Source organism: Burkholderia sp. Bp8992, assembly GCF_003853705.1.
Taxonomy (GTDB): domain Bacteria; phylum Pseudomonadota; class Gammaproteobacteria; order Burkholderiales; family Burkholderiaceae; genus Burkholderia.
Genome location: NZ_QTQI01000020.1, coordinates 44,979 through 68,972, shown reverse-complemented (window position 1 = coordinate 68,972; position 23,994 = coordinate 44,979). Strand labels below are relative to the sequence as shown.

The 23,994-nt window shown below is 67.1% G+C and carries 24 protein-coding genes; 17 read left to right on the top strand and 7 right to left on the bottom strand.

All coding sequences use genetic code 11. From position 1 onward, the window contains the following. Positions 1–108: 108 nt before the first annotated feature. Both DIE03_RS26220 and DIE03_RS26215 read right to left on the bottom strand, forming a co-directional pair. Complete coding sequence (locus DIE03_RS26220) at positions 109–1,053, bottom strand: GlxA family transcriptional regulator (protein WP_124455219.1); 945 nt, start codon at positions 1,051–1,053, stop codon at positions 109–111. A 125-nt stretch (positions 1,054–1,178) separates the two neighbouring features. Further along, complete coding sequence (locus tag DIE03_RS26215; RefSeq protein WP_409364434.1) at positions 1,179–2,123, bottom strand: helix-turn-helix domain-containing protein; 945 nt, start codon at positions 2,121–2,123, stop codon at positions 1,179–1,181. Positions 2,124–2,384: 261 nt separating this feature from the next. On the opposite strand from DIE03_RS26215, the gene DIE03_RS26210 reads away from it, so the two are divergent. The 6 genes from DIE03_RS26210 to DIE03_RS26185 are packed head-to-tail and all read left to right on the top strand — an operon-like array spanning position 2,385 to position 6,339. Continuing rightward, positions 2,385–3,542: an amine dehydrogenase large subunit gene (locus tag DIE03_RS26210; RefSeq protein ID WP_124455217.1), complete on the top strand. Its 1,158-nt coding sequence runs from the start codon at positions 2,385–2,387 to the stop codon at positions 3,540–3,542. A 7-nt stretch (positions 3,543–3,549) separates the two neighbouring features. After that, on the top strand, positions 3,550–4,104 hold the full coding sequence (locus tag DIE03_RS26205; protein WP_124455216.1) for a MauE/DoxX family redox-associated membrane protein: 555 nt from the start codon (positions 3,550–3,552) through the stop codon (positions 4,102–4,104). Next, positions 4,101–4,727 (top strand): methylamine dehydrogenase accessory protein MauD, encoded by a 627-nt coding sequence (mauD, locus tag DIE03_RS26200; protein WP_124455215.1) that lies wholly within the window; start codon positions 4,101–4,103, stop codon positions 4,725–4,727. The genes DIE03_RS26205 and mauD overlap by 4 nt, the downstream gene beginning before the upstream one ends. 39 nt (positions 4,728–4,766) lie before the next feature. Next, on the top strand, positions 4,767–5,300 hold the full coding sequence (locus DIE03_RS26195; RefSeq protein WP_124455214.1) for a methylamine dehydrogenase light chain: 534 nt from the start codon (positions 4,767–4,769) through the stop codon (positions 5,298–5,300). Beyond that, the gene (locus DIE03_RS26190; RefSeq protein WP_124455213.1) at positions 5,297–5,797 is read left to right on the top strand and encodes a cytochrome c; all 501 of its coding nucleotides are present in this window, start codon (positions 5,297–5,299) and stop codon (positions 5,795–5,797) included. The genes DIE03_RS26195 and DIE03_RS26190 overlap by 4 nt, the downstream gene beginning before the upstream one ends. Positions 5,798–5,850: 53 nt before the next feature. Continuing rightward, positions 5,851–6,339, top strand: a complete 489-nt coding sequence (locus DIE03_RS26185) for a cytochrome c (protein WP_124455212.1) — start codon at positions 5,851–5,853, stop codon at positions 6,337–6,339. Between the two features lie 61 nt (positions 6,340–6,400). On the opposite strand, the gene DIE03_RS26180 is transcribed toward DIE03_RS26185, so the two are convergent. Then, positions 6,401–7,927, bottom strand: coding sequence for a CYTH and CHAD domain-containing protein (locus DIE03_RS26180; protein ID WP_124455211.1), 1,527 nt, complete (start codon positions 7,925–7,927; stop codon positions 6,401–6,403). A gap of 37 nt (positions 7,928–7,964) precedes the next feature. Further along, complete coding sequence (locus tag DIE03_RS26175) at positions 7,965–9,740, bottom strand: SulP family inorganic anion transporter (RefSeq protein WP_124455210.1); 1,776 nt, start codon at positions 9,738–9,740, stop codon at positions 7,965–7,967. A gap of 375 nt (positions 9,741–10,115) precedes the next feature. On the opposite strand from DIE03_RS26175, the gene DIE03_RS26170 reads away from it, so the two are divergent. From DIE03_RS26170 to DIE03_RS26145, 6 genes are all read left to right on the top strand, one after another. Then, on the top strand, positions 10,116–11,069 hold the full coding sequence (locus DIE03_RS26170; RefSeq protein WP_124455209.1) for a choline ABC transporter substrate-binding protein: 954 nt from the start codon (positions 10,116–10,118) through the stop codon (positions 11,067–11,069). Between the two features lie 61 nt (positions 11,070–11,130). Continuing rightward, positions 11,131–12,060, top strand: a complete 930-nt coding sequence (locus DIE03_RS26165) for a 3-keto-5-aminohexanoate cleavage protein (RefSeq protein ID WP_124455208.1) — start codon at positions 11,131–11,133, stop codon at positions 12,058–12,060. Between the two features lie 86 nt (positions 12,061–12,146). Then, positions 12,147–13,112 carry an L-carnitine dehydrogenase gene (locus DIE03_RS26160; RefSeq protein WP_011354221.1) on the top strand — a complete coding sequence of 322 codons (966 nt, stop codon included), beginning with the start codon at positions 12,147–12,149 and terminating at the stop codon, positions 13,110–13,112. A gap of 3 nt (positions 13,113–13,115) precedes the next feature. Then, on the top strand, positions 13,116–13,604 hold the full coding sequence (locus DIE03_RS26155; protein WP_124455207.1) for a thioesterase family protein: 489 nt from the start codon (positions 13,116–13,118) through the stop codon (positions 13,602–13,604). 43 nt (positions 13,605–13,647) lie between these two features. Next, complete coding sequence (locus DIE03_RS26150) at positions 13,648–14,604, top strand: alpha/beta hydrolase (RefSeq protein WP_124455206.1); 957 nt, start codon at positions 13,648–13,650, stop codon at positions 14,602–14,604. A gap of 22 nt (positions 14,605–14,626) precedes the next feature. Beyond that, on the top strand, positions 14,627–15,826 hold the full coding sequence (locus DIE03_RS26145; RefSeq protein ID WP_124455205.1) for a TauD/TfdA family dioxygenase: 1,200 nt from the start codon (positions 14,627–14,629) through the stop codon (positions 15,824–15,826). Between the two features lie 196 nt (positions 15,827–16,022). On the opposite strand, the gene DIE03_RS26140 is transcribed toward DIE03_RS26145, so the two are convergent. The 3 genes from DIE03_RS26140 to DIE03_RS26130 all read right to left on the bottom strand — a co-directional run bounded on the left by DIE03_RS26140 (position 16,023) and on the right by DIE03_RS26130 (position 17,982). Then, a complete protein-coding gene (locus tag DIE03_RS26140; protein ID WP_124455204.1) occupies positions 16,023–16,322 on the bottom strand; it encodes a DUF4148 domain-containing protein in 300 nt (99 codons plus the stop codon). 215 nt (positions 16,323–16,537) lie between these two features. After that, on the bottom strand, positions 16,538–17,524 hold the full coding sequence (locus DIE03_RS26135; RefSeq protein ID WP_124455203.1) for an oxidoreductase: 987 nt from the start codon (positions 17,522–17,524) through the stop codon (positions 16,538–16,540). 167 nt (positions 17,525–17,691) lie between these two features. Next, positions 17,692–17,982, bottom strand: coding sequence for a DUF3331 domain-containing protein (locus tag DIE03_RS26130; protein WP_006484717.1), 291 nt, complete (start codon positions 17,980–17,982; stop codon positions 17,692–17,694). Between the two features lie 663 nt (positions 17,983–18,645). Between DIE03_RS26130 and DIE03_RS26125 the strand changes: the two genes are divergently transcribed. From DIE03_RS26125 to DIE03_RS26105, 5 genes are read left to right on the top strand one after another with little or no spacing between them, the layout of a single operon-like run. Next, positions 18,646–19,410 carry an SDR family oxidoreductase gene (locus tag DIE03_RS26125; protein WP_124455202.1) on the top strand — a complete coding sequence of 255 codons (765 nt, stop codon included), beginning with the start codon at positions 18,646–18,648 and terminating at the stop codon, positions 19,408–19,410. Between the two features lie 58 nt (positions 19,411–19,468). After that, positions 19,469–20,311, top strand: coding sequence for an ureidoglycolate lyase (locus tag DIE03_RS26120; RefSeq protein ID WP_124455201.1), 843 nt, complete (start codon positions 19,469–19,471; stop codon positions 20,309–20,311). A gap of 23 nt (positions 20,312–20,334) precedes the next feature. Continuing rightward, on the top strand, positions 20,335–21,612 hold the full coding sequence (locus DIE03_RS26115; RefSeq protein ID WP_124455200.1) for an L-fuconate dehydratase: 1,278 nt from the start codon (positions 20,335–20,337) through the stop codon (positions 21,610–21,612). 43 nt (positions 21,613–21,655) lie between these two features. After that, complete coding sequence (locus DIE03_RS26110) at positions 21,656–22,432, top strand: SDR family oxidoreductase (protein ID WP_124455199.1); 777 nt, start codon at positions 21,656–21,658, stop codon at positions 22,430–22,432. 12 nt (positions 22,433–22,444) lie between these two features. Then, positions 22,445–23,983 carry a sugar ABC transporter ATP-binding protein gene (locus DIE03_RS26105; RefSeq protein ID WP_124455198.1) on the top strand — a complete coding sequence of 513 codons (1,539 nt, stop codon included), beginning with the start codon at positions 22,445–22,447 and terminating at the stop codon, positions 23,981–23,983. Positions 23,984–23,994 lie beyond the last annotated feature (11 nt).

The window sequence follows — 23,994 nt, the reverse complement described above, 5'->3', positions numbered from 1 at the left end:
ACGACCGCTTCGGTTCGCCGATCAATCGCCGGCATTGTGCAGCGAGCGGCGGGAAACGCTGCCGGAACGCGCAATACCGCGCTGGATTGTGATTAAAACGCGCGACGATCAGCGCGTCGCGCGCCGGTCGCTGCGCGGGCTGACGCCAAACCGCGCGCGATACGTTCGCGAGAAATGCGACGGCGATTCGAATCCGCACGCGACGCACACCGACGTGATGCTCATGTCGGTCTGCTGCAGCAGTTCGCGGGCGCGATCGAGGCGCAGGTTCAGATAGAAGTGCGTCGGCGTGTCGTTCAGCGTCGCGCTGAACAGCCGTTCGAGCTGGCGCCGCGTGATCGACACATCCTGCGCGAGCGCGTCGGAGCCGAGCGGGTTCTCCATATGCTGCTGCATCGTGCCGATCACCTGGATCAGCTTGCGGTTGTGCACGCCGTAGCGTGCGGCGATCTCGAGCCGCTGGCTGTCCGAACGCTGCCTGATGCGGCTGACGACGAACTGCTCGGAGATGGCCGCCGCGAGGTCGGCGCCGTGCCGGCGGCCGATCAGGTCGAGCATCATGTCGATCGACGCGGTGCCGCCTGCGCACGTGATGCGCCGGTCGTCGATCTCGAACAGCTCCTGCGTCGCGTTCAGGCCCGGATAGCGTTCGCGGAACGCGGCCAGCGCTTCCCAGTGCAGCGTGAGCGGCTGCGATTCGTCGAACAGCCCGGCTTCCGCGAGCACGAAGCTGCCCGTGTCGATGCCGCCGAGCGTTGCGCCATGCCGGTGCTGGCGGCGCAGCCAGTCGGCGAGCGTGCGCGTGTAGCACACGAGCGGGTCGAAGCCCGCGACGACGAACACGGTGTCGACCTGGTCGACGTCCGCGCACGCGGCTTCGGCCGCGACCGGAATGCCGTTGCTCGCGGCGACGGGCGCGCCGTCGGCGCTGATCACGTGCCAGCGGTACAGCTCGGTGCGAAAGCGGTTCGCGACGCGCAGCGGTTCGACCGCCGACATGAAGCCGAGCGCGGAGAAGCCGGGCAGCAGCAGGAAATGGAAATCCTCGGGCATCGGGGCAGGGGATCGAATCCGGTGGTCGTCACGCGGCGCACGGGGCGGCGATGGGGCGGGCACAGGCCGCGCCGGTTCGCACGCGCCGAACGGTCAGCGGGAGATTATCGCGGGTTTTGCGCGTGTCAGCGCGTTTTCGCGCTGCGCACGGAACGGCGCGCGGTGGTCGACGGCAGTTCGCCGAATTGCGCCTTGTACGCGTTCGCGAAATGGCCGAGATGGATGAAGCCCCAGTGCGCGGCCGCATCGCTGATCGGCAGATCGGCCTGCCGCGTGTCGAGCAGCATGCGGCGCACCTGCGACAGGCGCAGCGAGCGCACGTAGTGCAACGGGCTCGTCTGCACGACCGACTGGAAGCTGTTCTGCATCGTGCGCCGGCTCACGCGCAACTGCGCGCACAGGCTCAGCACGTCGACCGGCGCTTCCGGGTGCTCGATCACGTAGTCGTGCACGCGGCGCACGATGTCGGCGCGGCATGCGTGCGTGAGCCGGTTCGACGGCTCGGGCATCCGGCACGCGAGGAGATCGACGAGCACGTTGCCGACTTCGCCGCGCAGCTCGCGCTGCACGCGGGCGTCGCCGTACGTTTCGGGCGAAGACAGCACGCGTTCGAGCTGCGTCGCGATCTGCACGCTCGCGCGCATCAGCACGGCGGCCGGCATGTCGACGACGCCGCGCCGCAGCGTCGTTTCATCGAGCCGCACATCGGCTGCATCCTCGACCTGCTGCAGCAGCCCGGCATCGACGACGACGCCGATCAGCGACATGTCGTCGGGCGAGTGCAGTTCGAACGGTGCGCCGCCACGCGCCACCACCATCGTGCCGCGTTCGATGCGCGCGCCGCCGAACGCGAACGCACCGGCGCCGGTGAGCGGCATGCCGAACACCGTATGGCCGGGCGGCAGCCGGCCGCGCTGGATGATGCGCACGTTCGCGGCTTCCTGGAACAGCTGCAGGCCGTCGAGCACCGCGTGCTTGACCGCGCTGCGGTACGAGCCCGGACCGATCTGGTCGTAGCGCTGGTTCCAGCCGCGCAGCGCCTCGGCATGCCGGTCCGCGTCGTCGAACATCTCGTGAAACACGAACACTGGGCCTCCGGGGGATCGAGCAGGACCGCGAAAGATTAAACCGACCGAGCGGTCGGCGCAATAAGGAGGAGCGCTATTCCGCGTGCATTCTCCAGAGGGTCGGAGGGCACGCGGCGACGAGGCTTTCGCGCGCATTTCCAATATCCCGAATCGGCACGCACGCGTTGCCGGTCCTGGTGCTGACCGGATTTATTGTCGAACTACAGTCGCCCCACATTACGTGAATCCCCAACTGGAGGCGACATGAGGACAAGGCGACGAACCGCGGCGCTCGCGGCGACGCTGGCGTTCGCGGCGGCGTGGGCCGGCAGCGCGAACGCGACGGAAAAGCCCGAGGAACTGGTCGTGCAGAAGATGCCGCCGTGGCATCCGCACGAAGTCTATGTCGTCGACATCTCGATGCCGTCGATGACCGACGGGCGCATCTATGTGTACGACGGCGACGCGAAGAAGCTGCTCGGCCAGATCGACGGCGGCTTCGGCCCCGGCGTCGCGATTTCGCCGGATCACAAGACGAGCTTCGTCGCGACGACCTACTTCTCGCGCGGCTCGCACGGCACGCGTACCGACGTCGTCGAGATGACCGACAACACGACGCTCGATCACACGGGCGAGATCGTGATCCCGGCGAAGCACGCACAGCATGTGCCGTCGCCGTACAACACCGCGTTCAGCGCCGACGGCAAGCGGCTGTATGTCGCGAACATCACGCCGGCCGCGTCGATGACGGTGATCGACGCGGTGTCGAAGAAGGTGCTGTCGGAGATCGACACGGCCGCCTGCGTGCTCGCGTATCCGTCGGGCAACGACCGCTTCACCGCGCTGTGTGAAAGCGGCAAGGCGCTGATCGTCACGCTCGACGCGAACGGCAAGGAGACGAAGCGCGCGATGTCGGACGCGTTCATCGACGTCGACAAGGATCCGGCGTTCGTGAACGCGTCGCGGTACCAGGGCGGCTACCTGTTCACGACCTACGGCGGCAACGTGCGCAGCGCCGACTTCAGCGGCGACAAGCCGTTGTTCGGCAAGCCGTGGTCGCTGCTGACGGACGCCGAACGCGCCGAAGGCTGGCGCCCGGGCGGCATGCAGCAGACGGCAGTGCAGGCGAAGCAGAACCGCTACTACGTGCTGATGCACAAGGGCACCGACGGCTCGCACAAGGATCCCGGCACGCAGGTGTGGGTGGTCGACCTGAAGACGAAGCAGCGCGTCGCGCGCTGGGATCTCGCGCAGCAGAAGATCGAGCCGCTCGTGTCGATCCAGGTCAGCGAGGACGACAAGCCGCTGTTCTACGGGCTGACGGCGACGTCCGATCTCGTCGTGATGGATGCGCGCACCGGCAAGCTGCAGCACGTCGAGAAGCAGATCGGCAATACGTCGACGCTGCTCGTCAACCCGTGAGGCCGCGATGACGCTCGATCCCGTACTCGCCACCAGCGCGCAGGCCGGCGCGGCTGCCGTCGTGCTGCTCGGCGCCTTCGCGAAGATGCGCCGGCCCGCCGCGTTCCGGCAGGCGCTCGCCGGCTACCGGCTGCTGCTCGATGCGCTGACCGCGCCCGTCGCGTTCGCGCTTCCGCTCGCGGAAGCGCTCGGCGCCGCGGCGCTGCTGTTTCCCGATACGCGCACGGCCGGCGCGATCGGCCTGATCGCGCTGCTGCTGGCCTTCGCGGCCGGGCTCGCGATCAACCTGCTGCGCGGCCATACCGACATCGACTGCGGCTGCTCCGGCTTTACCACTGCACGCACGGATGCGCCGCGCGGCATCGGCTGGCTGCATGTCGGCCGCGTACTGCTGCTCGTCGCACTGGCCGCCACCGCGTTCGTCGAACCGGGCACGCGCGCCGTCGTGTGGTTCGACTACCTGACGCTGTTCTTCTCCGTGCTGCTGATCGTCTGCGCGCTGCTCACCGTCGACGTGCTGCTCGCCAACGTACCGCGCCTTTCCCACCTGAGGAATTCATGATGCAAACCGCTCTTGCCGTTTCCACCGCCCTGCTGTGGGTGGCCGTCCTCGCGCTCGGCGCGATCTGCCTCGCGCTGGTGCGCCAGATCGGCATCCTGTACGAACGCATCATGCCGGCCGGCGCGCTGATGATCGACAAGGGGCCGGCGGTCGGTGCGATCGCGCCGACGTTCGAACTGACCGACATCCGCGGCTCGCAGGTGAAGGTTGGCGGCATCGACGCGTCGGGCAACGCGACGCTGCTGTTCTTCCTGTCGCCGACGTGCCCGGTCTGCAAGAAATTGCTGCCGCTGCTGCCGTCGCTGCAGGCAAGCGAATCGATGGCGGTGAACATCGTGCTCGCGAGCGACGGCGATTTCGACGAACACGCGCGCTTCGCGCAAAAGCACGACGTCGCGCGCTTCCCGTACGTGCTGTCGCAGGAACTCGGCCTCGCGTACCAGATCGGCAAGCTGCCGTACGCGGTACTGCTCGACGAAACCGGCACCGTGCGCGCAAAGGGGCTCGTCAACACGCGCGAGCATCTCGAGAGCCTGTTCGAGGCGAAGGAGCGCGGCGTCGCTTCGCTGCAGCAGTTCGTGCACGGCGATCACAGCCACGACGCACACGCGCGGCACGCATGACCGGCCGATCCATTTACAACGTCATGGGAGAACAACGACATGGGCCTGTTTGATTCATGGTTCGAGCGGTCGGCGCGCGGCGTCGCGCAGCACAGTTCGCGGCGCAGCGCGATGGCGAAGCTCGGCAAGGTGCTGGTGGGATCGGCGCTGCTGCCGCTGCTGCCGGTCGACCGCACCGCATATGCGGCCGATGCGGCGTCGGGTGCGTCCGGCGCCACCGCCGGTGCGAGCGACGACCCGACGAGCTGCGACTACTGGAAATACTGCGCGATCGACGGCTGGCTCTGCAGCTGCTGCGGCGGCACGTCGAGCAGCTGCCCGCCCGGCACGACGCCGTCGCCGATCACGTGGATCGGCACCTGCCGCAATCCGCACGACGGTTCGGACTACATCGTGTCGTACAACGACTGCTGCGGCAAGACGTCGTGCGGCAAGTGCTTCTGCAACCGCAACGAGCGCGAGAAGCCGCTGTACAAGCTGTCGTTGAACAACGACATCAACTGGTGCATGGCGAACGGTAATTCGAATTACCACTGTTCGGTTTCGGTTCTGCTGGGAGCGGCAAAGCAATGAAAGTGAAGCAAGCAGGAAAGCGGGTCTTTGCATGCATGACGGCTGTCGCGGCCTTCACGTTGCCGCACGCGGCCGGCGCGCAGGACACCGTGCATTACCCGGCCGGGAAAGGCCTGTTCGACGCGCAGTGCGCGGTGTGCCACCAGGCGGGCGGGAAAGGGCAGGACGGCCTGGCGCCGTCGCTGACCGAGTATCCGGGCAAGTACGCGGCGGCCGAGGCCGGGCGGGCGCAGCTGGTCGCGACGCTGCTGCACGGGATGTTCGGCGAGATCACGGTGCACGACAAGCACTACAACTTCAAGATGCCTTCGTTCGCGAGTGCGAGCGACGATGACATTGCACATGTGCTGAACTACGTCGTGTTCGACCTCAACGCGCAGCACGGCGACGCGAAGCCGTTCACCGCGGCCGATATCCGTGCGGCACGCGCGAAGCAGATGGACGGCACGGACGTGCATGCGCAGCGCGCGGTGGTGGTCAAGGGGCTCGGCCTGTGAACGGCGCTTGCGCGTCTCGTGCGAGCGCCTCCGCGCAGGGCACGCGGGGTGCGTTGTCGTCGCGGCACGGCGCTCTCTCGCGGCGCCTGTCGTCGTGGCTGCTGTTGGCAGGCGCTGCCGCCGTCGCGGTCGCATCGCCCGCGCATGCCGACGGCGCGGCCGATGCCGCGCTCGCGCGGCAGCACTGGGTGCTCAACTGCATGGGCTGCCATACGGCGACGGGCGGCGGCATTCCGGGCAAGGTGCCGCCGCTCGCGAATTCGCTCGGCTATTTCACGCATCTGCCGGCCGGGCGCGAGTACGTGATGCGCGTGCCCGGCGCGTCGAATTCGGCGTTGTCGGATCGCGAACTGGCCGACGTGCTGAACTGGGTGCTCACGACGATGAACCGTGATGCGCTGCCGCGCGATTTCACGCCGTATACGGCTGCCGAAATCGCCGCGCATCGGCGGCCCGCGTTTTCGGATGTCGCGACGATGCGTGCGGGGCTGGTGCGCGAACTGCACGAGCGCGGGATCGATGGTGTCGCCGACCGCTACTGATCCAGCACGTCGATGGGCCGGCGTAATGGATCGTGAGCGTTCCAACTGGCACCGCGCCGGTTCAGTGCGGTGGCGACAGCCGCTTGAAGCGGCCCCACAGCTTCTTCATCGCCTGATGATCGGCCGCGGCACGCGCGGCCAGAAAGCCGCGAGCAAAGCCCGCGCCCGGCGCGGCGTCGGGCGCTGTGCGAGGCAGCGACTTCAGGAGGTGATCCGCGACCACGGCATCGTTACGCCAGCCCAGATCATCCTGAAGCGCGGTCAGCGCGCCGACATATGATCGGACGGCTTGCTTGCGGCACAGCGACGCGAAGAATTCCGTCGCGTACCGGACCTTCTTCGCCGCGATGCGGGCACGGTGACGACGATGATCGTCGAGATCGGCGAGCTTTTTGCCGCGCTTGATCAGTTTCCGGTGCCGGCAACGCAGAACGTCGTGAGCGAAAGGACTCGCGGGCTGCATGATCGCATCGCGCTGTTCGTCGGACATCCCGTCGCGCCAGCCCTTTCGGTTCAACCATGACGCCAGCTGCAACGCGAGACGCGTGTAGCGTACCGCCTGGATGGCGGTGGCCGCACGCTGGCGATGGGTGACGGCAATGCGCTGGCAGGCGTCGCGGACCGCGCGGATCTCGTCCGCATTGCCGTTCGTGCCGGCACGCTCGAGCGTCGTTCCAGCAAGCACTTCCCAGTCACGCGCGGCGCCGAGTTCGCCGGCGATCCAGCGCAACTCGTCGTCAAGGCCGGGATACGCGGGAATCACCTTCTCGAACAGGTCGAGCGCCGAACGCAGCCGGCGAAGCCCCACGCGCATCTGATGAATGCTCGCCGGATCATGGCCCGACTCGACGCCGCGCTCATTCGCGTGGACCTGGTCCAGGCAGTTGCGCACGATCCGACAGAAGGCGTCTTCGACTGAATCGTGCTTCTTCAGTTGCACCGGTTTTGCCTTGACGGCCGGCTGGTGCTCGGCGACGAGCAGTTCGTAGCCGAGATCGGCCTTGCTCTCGTGATCGATGCGCAATGGCACGGTGTCGAGCAACTCCAGTGCGATGCCGTACAGGTTTTCAGGGCGGCCTCGTTTCAGCTCCAGTTCGACTCCGGCGATCGGGACCGAATTCGAATCCGCGTCGACCGTCCCCTTGTCGAGCGCAACCTCGACCTCATCGCCGGACGGCAGGCGCAGCGGTAAAACCGTCCGCTTGATCCGCGTGACGAACACGGGGTGGAGATCGGGTGCCGTGGCATCGTCGCGAACCAGGCGGCCGCAGTTGCTGTCGTCGGGGAGTTTGTCCCGCAGCAGTTTCAGATCGGGGACGTCGCCGTCGACCGGCATCTCGAATTCGTCCCGATCGAAGAGGCCGGCCTGCGGCGACCCTTCCAGTTTCAATGTCTGGATCCTGTCGTTGCCGACCGCTCGTACGCGCAGCGAAGCCGCACATTTGTGAAATTCAAGCGCGGAAGTGTCGAAGTACGTGCTCGTCAGCTGTTGACGCGCGTGGGTACCGCCGGACTTCGCAAGTAGCGGTGCGTGGCGCACCTTGTCGAGATCCTTGACGGAAACCCGCAGCTTCAGCTCTCGTTCCATACCGCCTCCGATGTGTCGCTGACTATCAGACTACACCCTATCTGCGGGCGTCTTCCCAGTCGTGCCACTCGATCTGATGCGTTTCCACATAACGGTTTACCGCTTCGCCGATTGTCGGGAAGAGGTAGCTGTCGCCGAACATGCCGTACATGCCGTAGTGCTTGAGGCTGTCCTTGACGGGGCCCTTCAGCTCCGCGAAGACCAGCTTGACCTGTCGCGCCGCCAGTTCGCCGTGCAGCCGTTCGAGCACATCGGCGGCGGTCAGATCGATATCGGTCACGGGCTCCGCCGCGATGACGATCCAGCGCGCCGGCTCGGGCGACTCGTCGACGGCGCGCAGCACGCGCTCACGAAAGATTTCCCCATTGGCGAAAAAGAGCGGCGCATCCCAGCGCAGCAGCACGAGCCCGGGTACGCGCCGTGCTTCCGGATGGCGCGACACGTCGTGATAGCCCTTCATGCCGTCGACTCGCCCGAGCACGGCGTCGTAAGGTCGCCACGCACGCCATAGAAACGACAGTACGGTGAGCAGCAGCGCCAGTGCAATGCCGTTCACGACACCAAGGACTGCAACGCCGACGAAGCACACCACCGCCTGGACGAATTCGCTTTTGCGCAGACGATAAAGCCGCATGACGCCCCGCACCTCGACCATGTTCAGGCATGCTGCAATCACGACGGCAGCCAGCGCGGATTGCGGCGTATGCGCAAGCGCGCGTGGCGCGAACAGGAGCAGCGCGGCGACGACGGCGGCGGCCACCACACCGGTCGCCTGGGTCTTTGCGCCCGCCGCCTCCGCGACGGGCGTGCGGGATCCGCTCGCGCTCACTGCGAACCCCTGCACCAGACCGGCGGCGATGTTCGACAGCCCGAGCGCGACGCATTCGTGATTCCGGTCCACGCGGGTGTCGTTGCGCAGTTCGTAGGTCCGTGACAGCACGCTGATATCCGTGAACGAAACGAGCGCGATCGCTGCTGCGCTACCAGCGAGATGCAGCCAGTCGCCGAGGGCGACACGGGGGATGCGCGGCACGGGCAGGCCTTGCGCGATCGCGCCGACGGTTGCGACGCCCGCGCGCCGGGACAGATCGAAGCACATCACCGCGACCGTCGCGCCCGCCACGGCGAGCAGCACGCCTGGCGCCTTGGGCCAGAGCCGTTTGCAGGCGAGTATCAGCACGAGCGCAGCGACGCCGAGCGCGAACGATGTTGCGTTCACCTTCGATGCCGAGATGCCTTCCACCACGTCGCGCACCTGCTCGACGAACGATTCGCCCTTGCCTTCGTAACCAAGCAGCCTTGGCAACTGTCCGATGCCGATCGTCAGCATGATGCCGTTCAGAAAACCGTACCGGATGGGCAGCGACAGAAGCTCGGTGACGAATCCGAGCCTGAGCGCCCCGACCGCGATGCAGATCGCGCCCGTGAGTATCGCGAGCGCCCCGGCAAGCGCCAGCGCGTGAGTGGCGTCGCCGCGAGCAAGCGGCATGATGCTTGCGGCGATCAGCGCGACCAGCGCGGAGTCGGGTCCGAGGACGAGGATGCGGCTTGGGCCAAAGAGCGCATACGCAAGCATCGCGGCAAACGATGCATAGAGCCCGTTGACGGCGGGCAGGCCCGCCGCCTGCGCGTATGCCATGCCGGCAGGCACGAGAACGGCACTGAGCGTGACGCCGGCAAGCAGATCGTGAGGCAGCCACGGCAATTGATAGCCACGCGCCACGGTGAGTCCGTTGATCCACTGCAGCGGACCACCGGCGGGCTTGCGGGCCGGTGGTGCCGTGTGCTGGCGGGGACGGCTTTTCCTGTTCATCGGAGGGTGTCGAGGAACCCGGGTGGAATCGTGGGCGGAATCGACCTGATCACGACCACGGATATGTCGCGCTGCCTGAATCCGAATCTTGCCATCATCAGGCCCGCTCGAACACCGTCTTCGAAGCACGACTGGTCGGCCTCCCGCAACGCCGCATCCGGACAAGCCAATCCCCGTCAAAGCCCACGGAAAACCCCTGTCACGCCTGACACAGCCCGTACGTAGTGGTTTCCACTCATAGTCGCAAATAGTCAAGAACAGGTCGCCGGCGGTCTTCTCGCGGCGAATATGGCTCGTTACTTTTACTCCCACGATGCAGGCCGGCGCACACTCCGCGCACCGGCTGCCGCGAGACCAACCGGGAGGAACCGAACCATGAAGTCGACGAAGATCGCCGCGCTTGCCGCGGCCGTGCTGGCGACCGGCGCGTTCACGAATGCGGCGCTGGCCGAGACCGATGCCGCGACCTGCCGTACCGTGCGTTTCGCGGATATCGGCTGGACCGACATCACGTCGACCACGGCGCTCGCGTCGACCGTGTTCGAGGCGCTCGGCTACAAGCCGACCACGACGATCGCGTCGGTGCCGATCTCGTTCGCCGGTCTCAAGAGCAAGCAGCTCGACGTGTCGCTCGGCTACTGGTGGCCGGTGCAGCAGAAGCAACTCCAGCCGTTCCTCGACAGCAAGTCGATCAACGTCGTCGAGCCGCCGAACCTGTCCGGTGCGAAGGCGACGCTCGCGGTGCCGAGCTATGAATACCAGGCAGGCCTGAAGACCTTCGAGGACATCGCGAAGCACCGCGCTGAACTCGACGGCAAGATCTACGGGATCGAGCCGGGCAGCAGCGCGAACGCGACGATCCAGAAGATGATCGACACGAACCAGTACGGGCTCGGCGGCTTCAAGCTCGTCGAATCGAGCGAGGCCGGGATGCTCGTGACGGTCGAGCGCGCGGTTCGCGAGAAGAAGTGGGTTGTTTTCCTCGGGTGGGAACCGCATCCGATGAACATCCAGCTCAGCATGAACTACCTGTCCGGCGGCGACGCGTCGTTCGGGCCGAACTACGGCGAGGCGCGCGTGTACACGCTCACTGCGCCCGACTTCATTTCGCGGTGCCCGAACGCGGGCAAGCTCGTCACGAACCTGCGCTTCTCGACGCAGCTCGAGAATCAGCTGATGCAGTCGGTGATGAACAAGACGAAGCCGGCCGAGGCCGCGAAGGCCTACCTGAAGAAGAATCCGCAGGTGCTCGATCCGTGGCTCGCGGGCGTCAAGACGTTCGACGGCAAGGACGGCCTGCCTGCCGTGAAGGCGTATCTCGGCCTGTGACGGCCGGCGCCCGCGCCACCCCAGCAATGCGACACAACCCGAATCAAGCGAGGCACCCAGCATGAACCATGAAGTCATCATCACCTGCGCCGTCACCGGCGCGGGCGACACGGTCGGCAAGCATCCGGCGATTCCCGTCACGCCGAAGGAAATCGCGGCAGCCGCGATCGAGGCCGCGAAGGCCGGTGCGACGGTGGCGCATTGCCACGTGCGCGATCCGCAGACGGGCCGCGGCAGCCGCGACCCGAACCTGTACCGCGAAGTGGTCGACCGCATCCGCTCGGCCGACGTCGACGTGATCATCAACCTGACGGCCGGCATGGGCGGCGATCTCGAGATCGGCCCGGGCGAAGATCCGATGCGCTTCGGCAAGGGCACCGACCTGGTCGGCGGCCTCACACGTCTCGCGCACGTCGAGGACCTGCTGCCCGAGATCTGCACGCTCGACTGCGGCACGCTGAATTTCGGCGACGGCGACTACATCTACGTGTCGACGCCCGCGCAGCTGCGCGCCGGCGCGAAACGCATCCAGGAACTCGGCGTGAAGCCGGAACTGGAGATCTTCGATACGGGCCATCTGTGGTTCGCGAAGCAACTGCTGAAGGAAGGACTGCTCGACAATCCGCCGCTGTTCCAGCTGTGCCTCGGCATTCCGTGGGGCGCACCGGCCGATACGGGCACGATGAAGGCGATGGTCGACAACCTGCCGCCGGGTGCGCACTGGGCCGGCTTCGGGATCGGCCGCATGCAGATGCCGATGGTCGCGCAGGCGATGCTGCTCGGCGGCCACGTGCGCGTCGGTCTCGAAGACAACATCTGGCTCGATCGCGGCGTGCATGCGACCAACGGCACGCTCGTCGAGCGCGCCCGCGAGATCGTCGAACGGCTCGGCGGCCGCGTGCTGACGCCGGCCGAAGGCCGCCGCAAGCTCGGCCTGCCGGCGCGCGGCGAGCGTCTGCTCGAACGTCGCGCGATCGCCGAATTCGCGTGAGTTCCCGCGCCGACTGACATGACGCGGCGGCACGCATCCAGGCGTGGCCGCCCACCGATTTCCCCTGATTTGAAGGATGCGTTGACATGGCTGTGAAGACCGACATCAAGACGTTCGCCGCCATCGGCACCGGCGTGATCGGCAGCGGGTGGATTTCCCGTGCGCTCGCGCACGGTCTCGACGTGGTCGTGTGGGACCCGGCGCCGGGCGCGGAAGAGCGGCTGCGCGCGAATGTCGCGAACGCATGGCCCGCGCTCGAGCGCGTCGGCCTCGCGCCGGGCGCCGATCCCGCGCGGCTGCGCTTCGTCTCGACGATCGAGGCGTGCGTCGCCGATGCCGATTTCATCCAGGAAAGTGCGCCCGAGCGCGAGGCGCTGAAGCTCGAACTGCACGAACAGATCAGCCGCGCGGCGAAGCCCGACGCGATCATCGCGTCGTCGACGTCGGGGCTGCTGCCGACCGATTTCTACGCGCGGGCGACGCATCCCGAGCGCTGCGTGGTCGGCCACCCGTTCAACCCCGTCTACCTGCTGCCGCTCGTCGAGGTGCTCGGCGGGGCGCGCACGTCGCCGGAAGCGGTCGAAGGCGCGATGGAGATCTATCGCAAGCTCGGCATGCGGCCGCTGCACGTGCGCAAGGAGGTGCCGGGCTTCATCGCCGATCGCCTGCTCGAAGCGCTGTGGCGCGAGGCGCTGCACCTGGTCAACGAAGGCGTCGCGACGACCGGCGAGATCGACGATGCGATCCGCTTCGGCGCGGGCATCCGCTGGTCGTTCATGGGCACGTTCCTGACCTACACGCTGGCCGGCGGCGACGCGGGCATGCGACACTTCATGCAGCAGTTCGGCCCGGCGCTCGAACTGCCGTGGACGAAGCTGGTCGCGCCGACGTTGACCGACGCGCTGATCGACAGCGTCGTCGAAGGCACGACCGAACAGCAGGGCACGCGCAGCATCAAGGAACTCGAACGCTATCGCGACGAGTGCATCACCGAGGTGCTGAAATCGATCGCCGCGGTGAAGGCGCGGCACGGGATGCGATTCGAGGACTAGACGATGACGGGCGATACCCCGCTGACGATTTACCGCGACGTGGTGCGGCCCGAATGGGTCGATTACAACGGCCACCTGCGCGATGCGTTCTACCTGCTGATCTTCAGCTTCGCGACCGATGCGTTGCTCGATCGCATCGGGCTCGACGACACCGCACGTCGCGAGCGGGGGTGCTCGGTCTATACGCTCGAAGCGCACGTGAACTACCTGCACGAGATCAAGGAGGGCACGCAGGTGCGCGTCGATGCGCGTGTGCTCGCGTACGACGCAAAGCGGCTGCACCTGTATCTCGAACTGTTCGCGCAAGGGCATGACGACGCGGTATCAGCGAGCGAGCAGATGCTGCTGCACGTCGATACGCGCGACGGCGCGAAATCGGCGCCGTTCGACGAGGACGTGGCTGCACGCGTGGCCGAACTGCACGCGTTGCAGCGCGATTGCGCGGCGCCTGCCTATGCGGGCCGCGTGATCGGGCTGCCGCCGCGCCGCTAGCGGCGCTCGTCATCCTTCAACTCTCGACTGCGGAGCGCGCACGATGCTCGAGCCGGAAATCGAGGCGTTCGTCGCCGCCGTCGACGCGTGGTACCCGGCCGATGCGGCGGCGCGCTCGCCCGGCGAGCAGCGCCGCCTCTACGACCGCTTCGCGGCCGAATGGACGCCGGCCGCACTGCCGCCCGGCATCGTGCAGCAGGACGCCGTGTGGCATGCGCCGGACGGGCGCGCGATCGCACTGCGGCGCTATGCGTCCGCACATGGCTCATCGCGCGGCACGGTGCTGTTTTTTCATGGCGGCGGTTTCGTCGTCGGCTCGCTCGACAGCCATGCGCTGATCACCGCGCAACTCGCGGCCGACACGGGGCTCGACGTGATCGCCGTCGACTATCGCCTTGCGCCCGAACACCGCGCGCCGGCCGCACTCGAAGATTGCCTGGAAGTCACACGCGCCGCACGCGACGCACGCTGGCCGTTCGGGCCGTGCGTGCATCCATTGACGCTCGCGGGCGACAGCGCGGGCGGGATGCTCGCGGCGGCCGTGGCCACCGCGCTGCGCGATGCGGACGAACGCAACGTCGACGGCGTCGCGCTCGTCTATCCGATGCTCGGCTTCGAACCGCAATCGCCCGCGCGCGAGACGGAAGCGCACGCGCCGATGCTGACGCTCGACGACGTGCGTCGCTATCGTGAACTGTACTGGGATGGTGATTTGTCCGCCGTGCTGCGGGCAGATAACCCGCTGTTGCGCGCGTCGGTGCCGCTCGAGGCGGCGCGTTTCGACGGCCTGCCGCCGGTGCTCGCGATCGGCGCGGAACACGATCCGCTGCGCGACGACGCGCGCGTGTACGTCGAACGGATTCGCGCGGCCGGCGGGCTCGCGCACGGCTGGATGGGAGAAGGACTGGTGCACGGCTGCTGGCGCGCGCTCGGGACGAGCCCGCAGGCCGCACGCATGCACCGGATGGTCGGCGGGTTTTTGCTCGCACCACACGCGTAGCGGGCGTTTCCGGGAGGCAACGATGCAGGCAGCAGCGCAACACCGTATCGAGGACTGGCGGACGTTTTCGGCCGACGCGGCCATCGCGGCGGCGACGATCGGCGATGGGGCGGTGGACGTCGAGTGGAGCGACACGCGACGATCACCGTTCCATTTCGACTGGCTGCGCGACAACTGCGCGTGTTCGGCATGCGTGCATGCGGTCACGCGCGAGCAGGTGTTCGAGATTGCCGATGCGCGCGCCGATCTGTCGGCGCTCACCGTGCATGTCGAAACCGATGGTGCGCTGCATGTCGAGTGGAACGACGGCCATCGCAGCGCGTGGTCGCCGGGCTGGTTGCGTGCGCATGCATACGACGACGCGTCGCGCGCCGAGCGTCTGGCCGCGCACGGGCGGCATGTATGGACCGGCGACGATGCGACGGCGATCGGCGTATTCGCGTGGCGCGACGTGATGGAGGACGACGGCGCGCTGCTCGCGTGGCTCGCCGCGCTGCAGCGCACGGGGCTGACGCTCGTCGAAGGCGTGCCGGCCGAGCGCGGACGTGTCGACGAGATCGCGCGCCGCATCGGCCTGATCCGCGAAAGCAATTTCGGTGTGCTGTTCGATGTCGAATCGAAACCGCGTCCGGACAGCAATGCGTATACGTCGCTGAACCTGCCGCCGCATACCGACCTGCCGACACGCGAGTTGCAGCCGGGCGTGCAGTTCCTGCATTGCCTGGCCAACGAAGCGACGGGCGGCGACAGCATCTTTCTCGACGGCTTTGCGCTGGCCGACGCGCTGCGGCGCGAGCATCCGGCCGATTTCGAGCAATTGGCGTCGACGCCGTTCGAGTTCTGGAACAAGAGTGCGCACAGCGACTACCGCTGTTCGGCGCCGGTGATCGGGCTCGATGCGCGCGGCAACGTGACGGAGGTGCGCGTCGCGAACTTCCTGCGCGGGCCGCTCGATGCGCCGGCCGGCTCGGTCGCGGCCGTCTATCGCGCGTACCGGCGGTTTCTCGCGCTCGCACGCGAGCCGCGTTTCCGTGTGCAGCGCCGGTTGCGGGCGGGCGACATGTGGGCGTTCGACAACCGGCGCGTACTGCATGCGCGTACCGAGTTCGATCCGTCGACGGGCCGACGCCACCTGCAGGGCTGTTACGTCGATCGCGACGAGTTGCTGTCGCGCTGGCGCGTGCTGTCGCGATCGGTGCCTGCCGCAGCCGCGGCGCGCTGATCGGCAGCGCATACGGCTTCGTCACGCCTGCCCCGCCGCGAAAAGGCACCCGGACGCCAGGCGTCCGGGCGAAGCCACCCGCTGCCGGGCGGCGGAGGTATGCGTTTCATGAAACAAGACGAGCCCCGCGAAGGGGCTCGTCCGGACTGCCGTACTTCATCGCGCGACGCGCGGCGCCCGCCGGGGGCGCATCGGCTTACTGGCCGAAGAAGATCGAGTCGCGTGCGTTCGTCGATGCGGCTGCCGGGGCGCCCGAGTGGACGAGCGGAGCCGGCTGTGCGCCGTAGCCGCTGGTGTCGGCACCATGAATACGCGCTTCGGCGCTCTGGATGTCGTTCGGGTAGTACGGGCTCGACACGCCCGGCTTGTAGCCGGCTTGTTCGAGCTGAACCAGTTCGCCACGCACTTGTGCGCGGGTCACGGTGCTTTGCGCGAATGCGCCGAACGAAGCGGACAGGGCGACAGCGGCAACGACTGCGGAAACGAGCGATTTCATGGTGACCTCCGGGTGTTTTATTGAGTTCGCTCTCGACACCATGTCTTGAGCGATTGATCAAATCTTAGTCACCAGAGGATTCAGGGTAAACGCCGATTTTGACGATAAATTGTTTCCTGTGTGGTAACAGTGGCGCGCTGGATCAGTCTTTCAACGGGCTTTCTTTTCAGTCCGCGCAATACGTATGAAGAATATTGCGAATGGCGGCATGGGGTTCAGCGCGCTTCGGCTGTCGTGTCGAACGGCCGGCCCGGCGCGCGTCCGGCCGGCGCACCCGAACTGAGGAAGCGCACACCCGTCGCGGCTTCCGACGCCTCCCACAGCAGCGCCGCCGCGGCTACGTCGCGTGCCGGGCGCGGCACGCTCGCGGGCGCCGGCAGCCCGCGCGACTCGAACCAGCCGGACGGCCCGATGTACGCGCCACCCGCGAGATCGGGTGACGTTGCCGCATGAATCGCGGGCAGCGCACCCTGGTCGGCCGGCTGCGCGAGATAACGGTTCGCCGCACGCATCAGCGCGGCGCGCGCGGGCGAACTGTCCATCGCCGGGCCCGCGAACTGCAGGTTGGTCGCCGCATAGCCGGGGTGCGCGGCCACGCTGATTCCCGCGAACGCCGCGCGCTCGAAACGGCGCTGCAGCTCGATCGCGAACACGAGGTTCGCGAGCTTGCTGTCGCAATAGGCGAGATAACGGTTGTAGCGGTGTTCGGCACGCAGGTCGTCGACGCGAATCCGGCCGCCGCGATTGAAGCCGCTCGACATCGTCACGACGCGTGCGCGCCGTGACGCACGCAAGGCGGGTAGCAGATGGCCGGTCAGCGCGAAATGGCCGAGGTGGTTGGTGCCGAACTGCATCTCGAAGCCGTCGCGCGTGTGCCGCAGCGGCAGGAACATCACGCCGGCGTTGTTGCAGAGGATGTCGACGCGGCCGTGGCGTTCGGAGATATCGCCCGCGAAACGTGCGATCGACGCGAGATCGGCGAGGTCGAGCGGATCGACTTCGACGCGTGCATCGGGATGAAGCTGGCGAATCGCGTCGGCCGCCTGCGCGGCGCGCGCCGCGTCGCGGCAGCCCATCACGACCGTCGCGCCTTTCGCGGCCAGCGTTTCCGCGAGCTGCCAGCCGAGACCGCTGTTGGCGCCGGTTACGACCGCGACCTTGCCGCCCTGCGCCGGGACGTGGCGCGCACTCCATGCATGCATGTCTGTCTCCATCGGCACGGCCGATCGGCCGCAGCACGTAATCGTTACATTGAGTGGTGTAACGATAGTGCGGGCGGACGTGACAGACAAGCGGGGGAATTAGACCGGCGCTTCTAGGACGTGCTCGCGGCGTGACGCAGCAAGCTTCCGCGCGCGGCCGGCAGGTTTTACCTGCTTCCGGCCAGTGCGAGTACCTCGGCGGCGGAGATCATCGCGGCCGCATTCGCAGGTGCCGGGCGTTCGGCCGGTCGGAATACTTCGTCGCCGCGATGGATGACCTGGCGCGACAGCGCGCAGGTGCCGGTACGCTGCGCGAAGCGGCGGCGCCAGCGCTGTTCACCGTAGTGACAGCGACCGGGCTCGACCCAGCGGACGACGAGCAGCGTATCGGAACGTTCGAGAATTTCGACGTGGACGTCGGCGGGATCGAGCGCAGGCAGGGATTTGGAGGCCTTCATTTTGCCGTTTCCTAAAGCTCGTGCGGTTTCGGCCGTGGCAGTGGATGTCACTACCCGATGGCGAATCCGTAGCGGTTTCCATGAGTGGTGCGCTAAATGTAAGCGTCTGTGACCGGAAAAAACATCCTGTCTGGCTCAAATTACCTTTTGCCGATTTAGAAACAATCCACGCTTATTTTCTTGGAAACCACGGACAAAAACGCCCCGGACGGGGAAGTCCGGGGCGGAAAATCGGCCCGCGCACCGTGTCTGCTCGCCCAGTCACGGCGTCCATCGCCGGGGGACGGAGTGCCCGCAGGAACGAAAGCGGGCGGGGAGGCGATGGTTGAAAAGCGCGGTCCGGCAACACCATGATGGCGCGCCGATCCCGTTGAGACCCTGACGCGAACATGACTTTTTTGTCAGTTTGGTGGGGCCGCAGCGGCGGACAAGTACGACGAACCGGCTGAGGGACGCGCCGATATTGGGTTTGTACGAAACCCGGACTCGACTTTCCGGCCCTGTCCTGCACGGATTTTTCTTCATCCGCCCGATTTTCCCGCTCGGGTAAATACTGAATCCCGATTTCGTGACAAACGCGCGATCACTTCCTATGATTGGTTGGACCTTTAGTCCTTTGTGCCAATCGGCCGACGGGTGGCCGCTTTTTCGGGAGAGTCGCTCATGAGATTGCAGGGCAAACGCGCGCTGGTGACGGCGGCCGGGCAGGGCATCGGCCGTGCGACCGCGCTGCGGTTCGCGAGCGAGGGCGCCGACGTGCTGGCGACCGACATCAACGAAGCCGCGCTCGTGCGGCTCGAGGCCGACGCCGAACGCGCGGGCGGCCGGCTGGCCACGCGGCGGCTCGACGTCACCGATGCGAGCGACATCGCGGCGCTCGCCGCGGGCGAACGCGCGTTCGACGTGCTGTTCAACTGCGCGGGCTACGTGCATCACGGCTCGATCCTCGACTGCGACGACGCCGCATGGGCGTTTTCGATGAACCTGAACGTCACGTCGATGTACCGGCTGATCCGCGCGCTGCTGCCCGCGATGCTCGAAGCCGGCGGCGCATCGATCGTCAACATGGCGTCGGCCGCGTCGAGCGTGAAGGGCGTGCCGAACCGCTTCGTCTATGGCACCACCAAGGCGGCCGTGATCGGGTTGACCAAGGCGGTGGCCGCCGATTTCGTCGAGCGCGGCATCCGCTGCAACGCGATCTGCCCGGGCACGATCGAGTCGCCGTCGCTGGAGCAGCGGATCGCGGACCAGGCGCGCACGCGCCACGTGTCGGCCGACGAGGTGCGCCAGGCGTTCGTCGCGCGCCAGCCGATCGGCCGCATCGGCAGCGCGGATGAAGTGGCCGCGCTCGCGCTGTACCTGGCATCCGACGAAGCGTCGTTCACGACCGGCACGATCCACCTGATCGACGGCGGCTGGTCAAACTGACCGTGCCGAACCGACTGACCTCCCCCCGTTCACTTCCCGCTTCCATTCGGACAACGCAATGAAACTGCTCAGATTTGGCGACAAATACCATGAAAAACCGGGCCTGCTCGATGCGCACGGCCAGCTCCGCGACCTGTCCGGCGTAATCGACGACATCGCCGGCGATGTGCTGACCCCGGCGTCGCTCGCGCGGCTGCGCGACATTCCTCCGTCGTCGCTGCCGCTCGTCGAAGGCACGCCGCGGCTCGGCGCGTGCGTGGGCCGCGTCGGCAAGTTCATCTGCATCGGCCTCAACTATTCCGACCACGCGGCCGAATCGGGGATGGAGGTGCCGAAGGAACCGGTCGTGTTCGGCAAGTGGACGAGCGCGATCTCGGGCCCGAACGACGACGTGGAGATCCCGCGCGGCTCGGAGAAGACCGACTGGGAGGTCGAGCTCGGCGTGGTGATCGGCCAGGGCGGCCGTTATATCGCGGAAGCCGATGCGCTGTCGCATGTCGCCGGCTACTGCGTCGTGAACGACGTATCGGAACGCGAATTCCAGCTCGAGCGCGGCGGCACGTGGGACAAGGGCAAGGGCAACGACACGTTCGGCCCGCTTGGGCCCTGGCTCGTGACGGCCGACGAAGTGCCCGATCCGCACGCGCTGCGGCTGTGGCTCGACGTCGACGGCCACCGCTACCAGAACGGCACGACCGCGACGATGGTGTTTCGCGTGCCGCACCTGATCAGCTACCTGAGCCGCTTCATGAGCCTGCAACCGGGCGACGTGATCTCGACCGGCACGCCGCCGGGCGTCGGCCTCGGGCAGAAGCCGCCCGTCTATCTGCGCGCCGGACAGGTGATCACGCTCGGCATCGACGGGCTCGGCGAGCAGCGCCAGCGCACCGTGCAGGCCTGATTTCCTTTTACGGACGGTTCGTCATGCCTATCATTCGATCGATGCGCGTCCTCGACGTGCGCTTCCCGACCTCGCGCCAGCTCGACGGCTCCGATGCGATGAATCCGGACCCCGATTATTCGGCGGCCTACGTCGTGCTCGAAACCGACCGCGACGGGCTCGAAGGGCACGGGCTCACGTTCACCATCGGGCGCGGCAACGAAATCTGCTGCGCGGCGATCGACGCGATGCGTCACCTCGTCGTCGGCCTCGACCTCGACTGGATCCGCGAGGACATGGGCCGTTTCTGGCGGCACGTGACGTCGGACAGCCAGTTGCGCTGGATCGGCCCCGACAAGGGCGCGATCCACCTGGCGACCGGCGCTGTCGTCAACGCGGTGTGGGATCTGTGGGCGAAGGCCGTCGGCAAGCCGCTGTGGCGGCTCGTCGCCGACATGAGCCCCGAGGAACTGGTGCGCGCGATCGACTTCCGCTACCTGACCGATTGCCTGACGCCGGACGAAGCGCTCGAACTGCTGCGCCGGCAGGCGCCCGGCAAGGCCACGCGGATCGCCGCACTCGAGCGCGACGGCTACCCGTGCTACACGACGTCGGCCGGCTGGCTCGGCTACAGCGACGACAAGTTGCGCCGGCTGTGCCGCGAGGCGGTGGAAGAGGGCTTCGAATACGTGAAGCTGAAGGTCGGTGCGAACCTCGAGGACGACATCCGCCGCGTGACGATCGCGCGCGAGGTGATCGGCCCCGACCGCAAGCTGATGATCGACGCGAACCAGGTGTGGGAAGTCGACGAGGCGATCGACTGGGTGCGCGAGCTCGCGTTCGCGCGGCCGTGGTTCATCGAGGAGCCGACGAGCCCCGACGACGTCGAAGGGCATCGCAAGATCCGCAAGGCGATTGCGCCCGTGCAGGTCGCGACCGGCGAGATGTGCCAGAACCGCGTGCTGTTCAAGCAGTTCATCGCGCGCGGCGCGATCGACGTCGTGCAGATCGACGCGTGCCGGCTCGGCGGCGTGAACGAGATTCTCGCGGTGATGCTGATGGCCGCGAAGTACGGGCTGCCCGTGTGTCCGCATGCGGGCGGCGTCGGGCTGTGCGAGTACGTGCAGCACCTGTCGATGATCGACTACGTATGCATTTCCGGCACGAAGGAAGGGCGCGTGACCGAATACGTCGATCACCTGCACGAGCATTTCGTCGAACCGTGCGTCGTGCGCGGCGCGGCGTACATGCCGCCGACGGCGCCCGGCTTCTCGATCGAGATGAAGCCCGAATCGCTGGAGCAGTACCGGTTCCGCGGCTGAAGCAGGGCGTGCGTGCCGACAACATGAACGACGGAGACGCGAAGTGGATTTGAATCTGCAAGACAAGGTCGTGATCGTGACCGGCGGCGCGTCGGGCATCGGCGCCGCGATCTCGATGCGGCTCGCCGGCGAAGGCGCGATACCGGTGGTGTTCGCGCGGCACGCGCCCGACGACGCGTTCTGGCGCGAACTCGTGCGGAAGCAGCCGAATGCCACCTGTGTTTCCGTCGAATTGCAGGACGATGCGCAGTGCCGCGACGCAGTCGCGCAGACCGTCGCGCGTTTCGGTCGCCTCGACGGCCTCGTCAACAATGCGGGCATCAACGACAGCGTCGGGCTCGATGCCGGGCGCGACGCGTTCGTCGCGTCGCTCGAACGCAACCTGATCCATTACTACGTGATGGCGCACTACTGCGTGCCGCACCTGAAGGCGGCGCGCGGCGCCATCGTCAACATCTCGTCGAAGACGGCCGTGACGGGGCAGGGCAACACGAGCGGCTATTGCGCGTCGAAAGGCGCACAGCTCGCGCTGACACGCGAATGGGCCGTCGCATTGCGCGACGACGGCGTGCGCGTGAACGCGGTGATCCCTGCCGAGGTGATGACGCCGCTCTATCAGAACTGGATCGCCGGTTTCGACGATCCGCAAGCGAAGATCGCGGAAATTGCCGGCAAGGTGCCGCTCGGCCGACGCTTCACGACGGCCGACGAGATTGCCGATACGGCCGTGTTCCTGCTGTCGGAGCGCGCATCGCACACGACGGGCCAGTGGCTGTTCGTCGATGGCGGCTACACGCATCTCGACCGTGCGATCAGCTGAGGGCCGCGCTCCATGCAACCCGACCTCGACCCGAACCCCACGCCGCCGCTGATTGCATTGACCGGCATCGGCAAGCGCTTCCCGGGCGTGCAGGCGCTCGACGACTGCCGCTTCGACCTGCGCGCCGGCGAAGTGCATGCGCTGATGGGCGAAAACGGCGCCGGCAAGTCGACGCTGATGAAGATCCTGGCCGGCGTGTACCAGCGCGACGGCGGCGAGATCCGGATGGACGGCCGCGCGGTGGAGATTGCCGATCCACGCGCCGCACAGGCGCTCGGCATTGGCATCATCCATCAGGAACTGAACCTGATGAACCACCTGAGCGTCGCGCAGAACATCTTCATCGGCCGCGAGCCGCGCGGCCGCCTCGGCGTGTTCGTCGACGAAGACAAGCTGAATCGCGATGCCGCCGCGATCTTCCAGCGGATGCGGCTCGACCTCGACCCGCGCACGCCGGTCGGCCGGCTGACGGTCGCGAAGCAGCAGATGGTCGAGATCGCGAAGGCGCTGTCGTTCGACTCGCGCGCGCTGATCATGGACGAGCCGACCGCCGCGCTCAACAACGCGGAGATCGCCGAGCTGTTTCGCATCATCCGCGACCTGCGCGCGCACGGCGTCGGCATCGTCTACATCTCGCACAAGATGGACGAGCTGCGCCAGATCGCCGATCGCGTGACCGTGATGCGCGACGGCAAGTATGTCGCGACCGTGCCGATGGTCGGCACGTCGATGGAGTCGATCATTTCGATGATGGTCGGCCGCCAGCTCGATACGGAAAGCCGCACGCCGCCCGATACGTCCGCGAACGAGATTGCGCTCGAAGTGCGCGGGCTGTCGCGCGGCCGTGCGATTCGCGATGTCGGCTTCACGCTGCGGCGTGGCGAGATCCTCGGCTTCGCGGGGTTGATGGGCGCGGGCCGCACCGAAGTTGCACGCGCGGTGTTCGGCGCGGACCCGGTCGACGCCGGTGAAATCCGCGTGCACGGCAAGCCGGTGACGATCCGCACGCCGGCCGATGCGGTGAAGCACGGGATCGGCTACCTGTCGGAGGATCGCAAGCATTTCGGGCTGGCGGTCGGGATGGACGTGCAGAACAACATCGCGCTGTCGAGCATGCGCCGTTTCGTGCGCCGCGGCGTGTTCCTCGATGCGCGCGAGATGCGCGATACCGCGCAGTCGTACGTGCGGCAGCTCGCGATCCGCACGCCGTCGGTCGCGCAGCCCGCGCGGCTGCTGTCGGGCGGCAACCAGCAGAAGATCGTGATCGCGAAGTGGCTGCTGCGCGACTGCGACATCCTGTTCTTCGACGAGCCGACGCGCGGCATCGACGTCGGGGCGAAAAGCGAGATCTACAAGCTGCTCGACGCGCTCGCCGCCGACGGCAAGGCGATCGTGATGATCTCGTCGGAGCTGCCCGAGGTGCTGCGCATGAGCCACCGGATTCTCGTGATGTGCGAAGGCCGCGTGACCGGCGAATTGCGCGCGGCCGACGCCACGCAGGAAAAGATCATGCAGCTCGCGACGCAGCGCGAGTCGACCGTATTGTCCTGATTCAGACGCTG

Bases quoted from the DNA above. Each gene is read 5' to 3' on its own strand.
- DIE03_RS26150 (WP_124455206.1), top strand. From the start codon at position 13,648: ATGCTCGAGCCGGAAATCGAGGCGTTCGTCGCCGCCGTCGACGCGTGG.
- DIE03_RS26220 (WP_124455219.1), bottom strand. From the start codon at position 1,053: ATGCCCGAGGATTTCCATTTCCTGCTGCTGCCCGGCTTCTCCGCGCTC.
- DIE03_RS26125 (WP_124455202.1), top strand. From the start codon at position 18,646: ATGAGATTGCAGGGCAAACGCGCGCTGGTGACGGCGGCCGGGCAGGGC.
- DIE03_RS26190 (WP_124455213.1), top strand. From the start codon at position 5,297: ATGAAAGTGAAGCAAGCAGGAAAGCGGGTCTTTGCATGCATGACGGCT.
- DIE03_RS26215 (WP_409364434.1), bottom strand. From the start codon at position 2,123: ATGTTCGACGACGCGGACCGGCATGCCGAGGCGCTGCGCGGCTGGAAC.
- mauD (WP_124455215.1), top strand. From the start codon at position 4,101: ATGATGCAAACCGCTCTTGCCGTTTCCACCGCCCTGCTGTGGGTGGCC.
- DIE03_RS26130 (WP_006484717.1), bottom strand. From the start codon at position 17,982: ATGAAGGCCTCCAAATCCCTGCCTGCGCTCGATCCCGCCGACGTCCAC.
- DIE03_RS26105 (WP_124455198.1), top strand. From the start codon at position 22,445: ATGCAACCCGACCTCGACCCGAACCCCACGCCGCCGCTGATTGCATTG.
- DIE03_RS26145 (WP_124455205.1), top strand. From the start codon at position 14,627: ATGCAGGCAGCAGCGCAACACCGTATCGAGGACTGGCGGACGTTTTCG.
- DIE03_RS26195 (WP_124455214.1), top strand. From the start codon at position 4,767: ATGGGCCTGTTTGATTCATGGTTCGAGCGGTCGGCGCGCGGCGTCGCG.
- DIE03_RS26120 (WP_124455201.1), top strand. From the start codon at position 19,469: ATGAAACTGCTCAGATTTGGCGACAAATACCATGAAAAACCGGGCCTG.
- DIE03_RS26165 (WP_124455208.1), top strand. From the start codon at position 11,131: ATGAACCATGAAGTCATCATCACCTGCGCCGTCACCGGCGCGGGCGAC.
- DIE03_RS26205 (WP_124455216.1), top strand. From the start codon at position 3,550: ATGACGCTCGATCCCGTACTCGCCACCAGCGCGCAGGCCGGCGCGGCT.
- DIE03_RS26160 (WP_011354221.1), top strand. From the start codon at position 12,147: ATGGCTGTGAAGACCGACATCAAGACGTTCGCCGCCATCGGCACCGGC.
- DIE03_RS26180 (WP_124455211.1), bottom strand. From the start codon at position 7,927: ATGGAACGAGAGCTGAAGCTGCGGGTTTCCGTCAAGGATCTCGACAAG.
- DIE03_RS26115 (WP_124455200.1), top strand. From the start codon at position 20,335: ATGCCTATCATTCGATCGATGCGCGTCCTCGACGTGCGCTTCCCGACC.
- DIE03_RS26210 (WP_124455217.1), top strand. From the start codon at position 2,385: ATGAGGACAAGGCGACGAACCGCGGCGCTCGCGGCGACGCTGGCGTTC.
- DIE03_RS26175 (WP_124455210.1), bottom strand. From the start codon at position 9,740: ATGAACAGGAAAAGCCGTCCCCGCCAGCACACGGCACCACCGGCCCGC.
- DIE03_RS26155 (WP_124455207.1), top strand. From the start codon at position 13,116: ATGACGGGCGATACCCCGCTGACGATTTACCGCGACGTGGTGCGGCCC.
- DIE03_RS26135 (WP_124455203.1), bottom strand. From the start codon at position 17,524: ATGCATGCATGGAGTGCGCGCCACGTCCCGGCGCAGGGCGGCAAGGTC.
- DIE03_RS26170 (WP_124455209.1), top strand. From the start codon at position 10,116: ATGAAGTCGACGAAGATCGCCGCGCTTGCCGCGGCCGTGCTGGCGACC.
- DIE03_RS26140 (WP_124455204.1), bottom strand. From the start codon at position 16,322: ATGAAATCGCTCGTTTCCGCAGTCGTTGCCGCTGTCGCCCTGTCCGCT.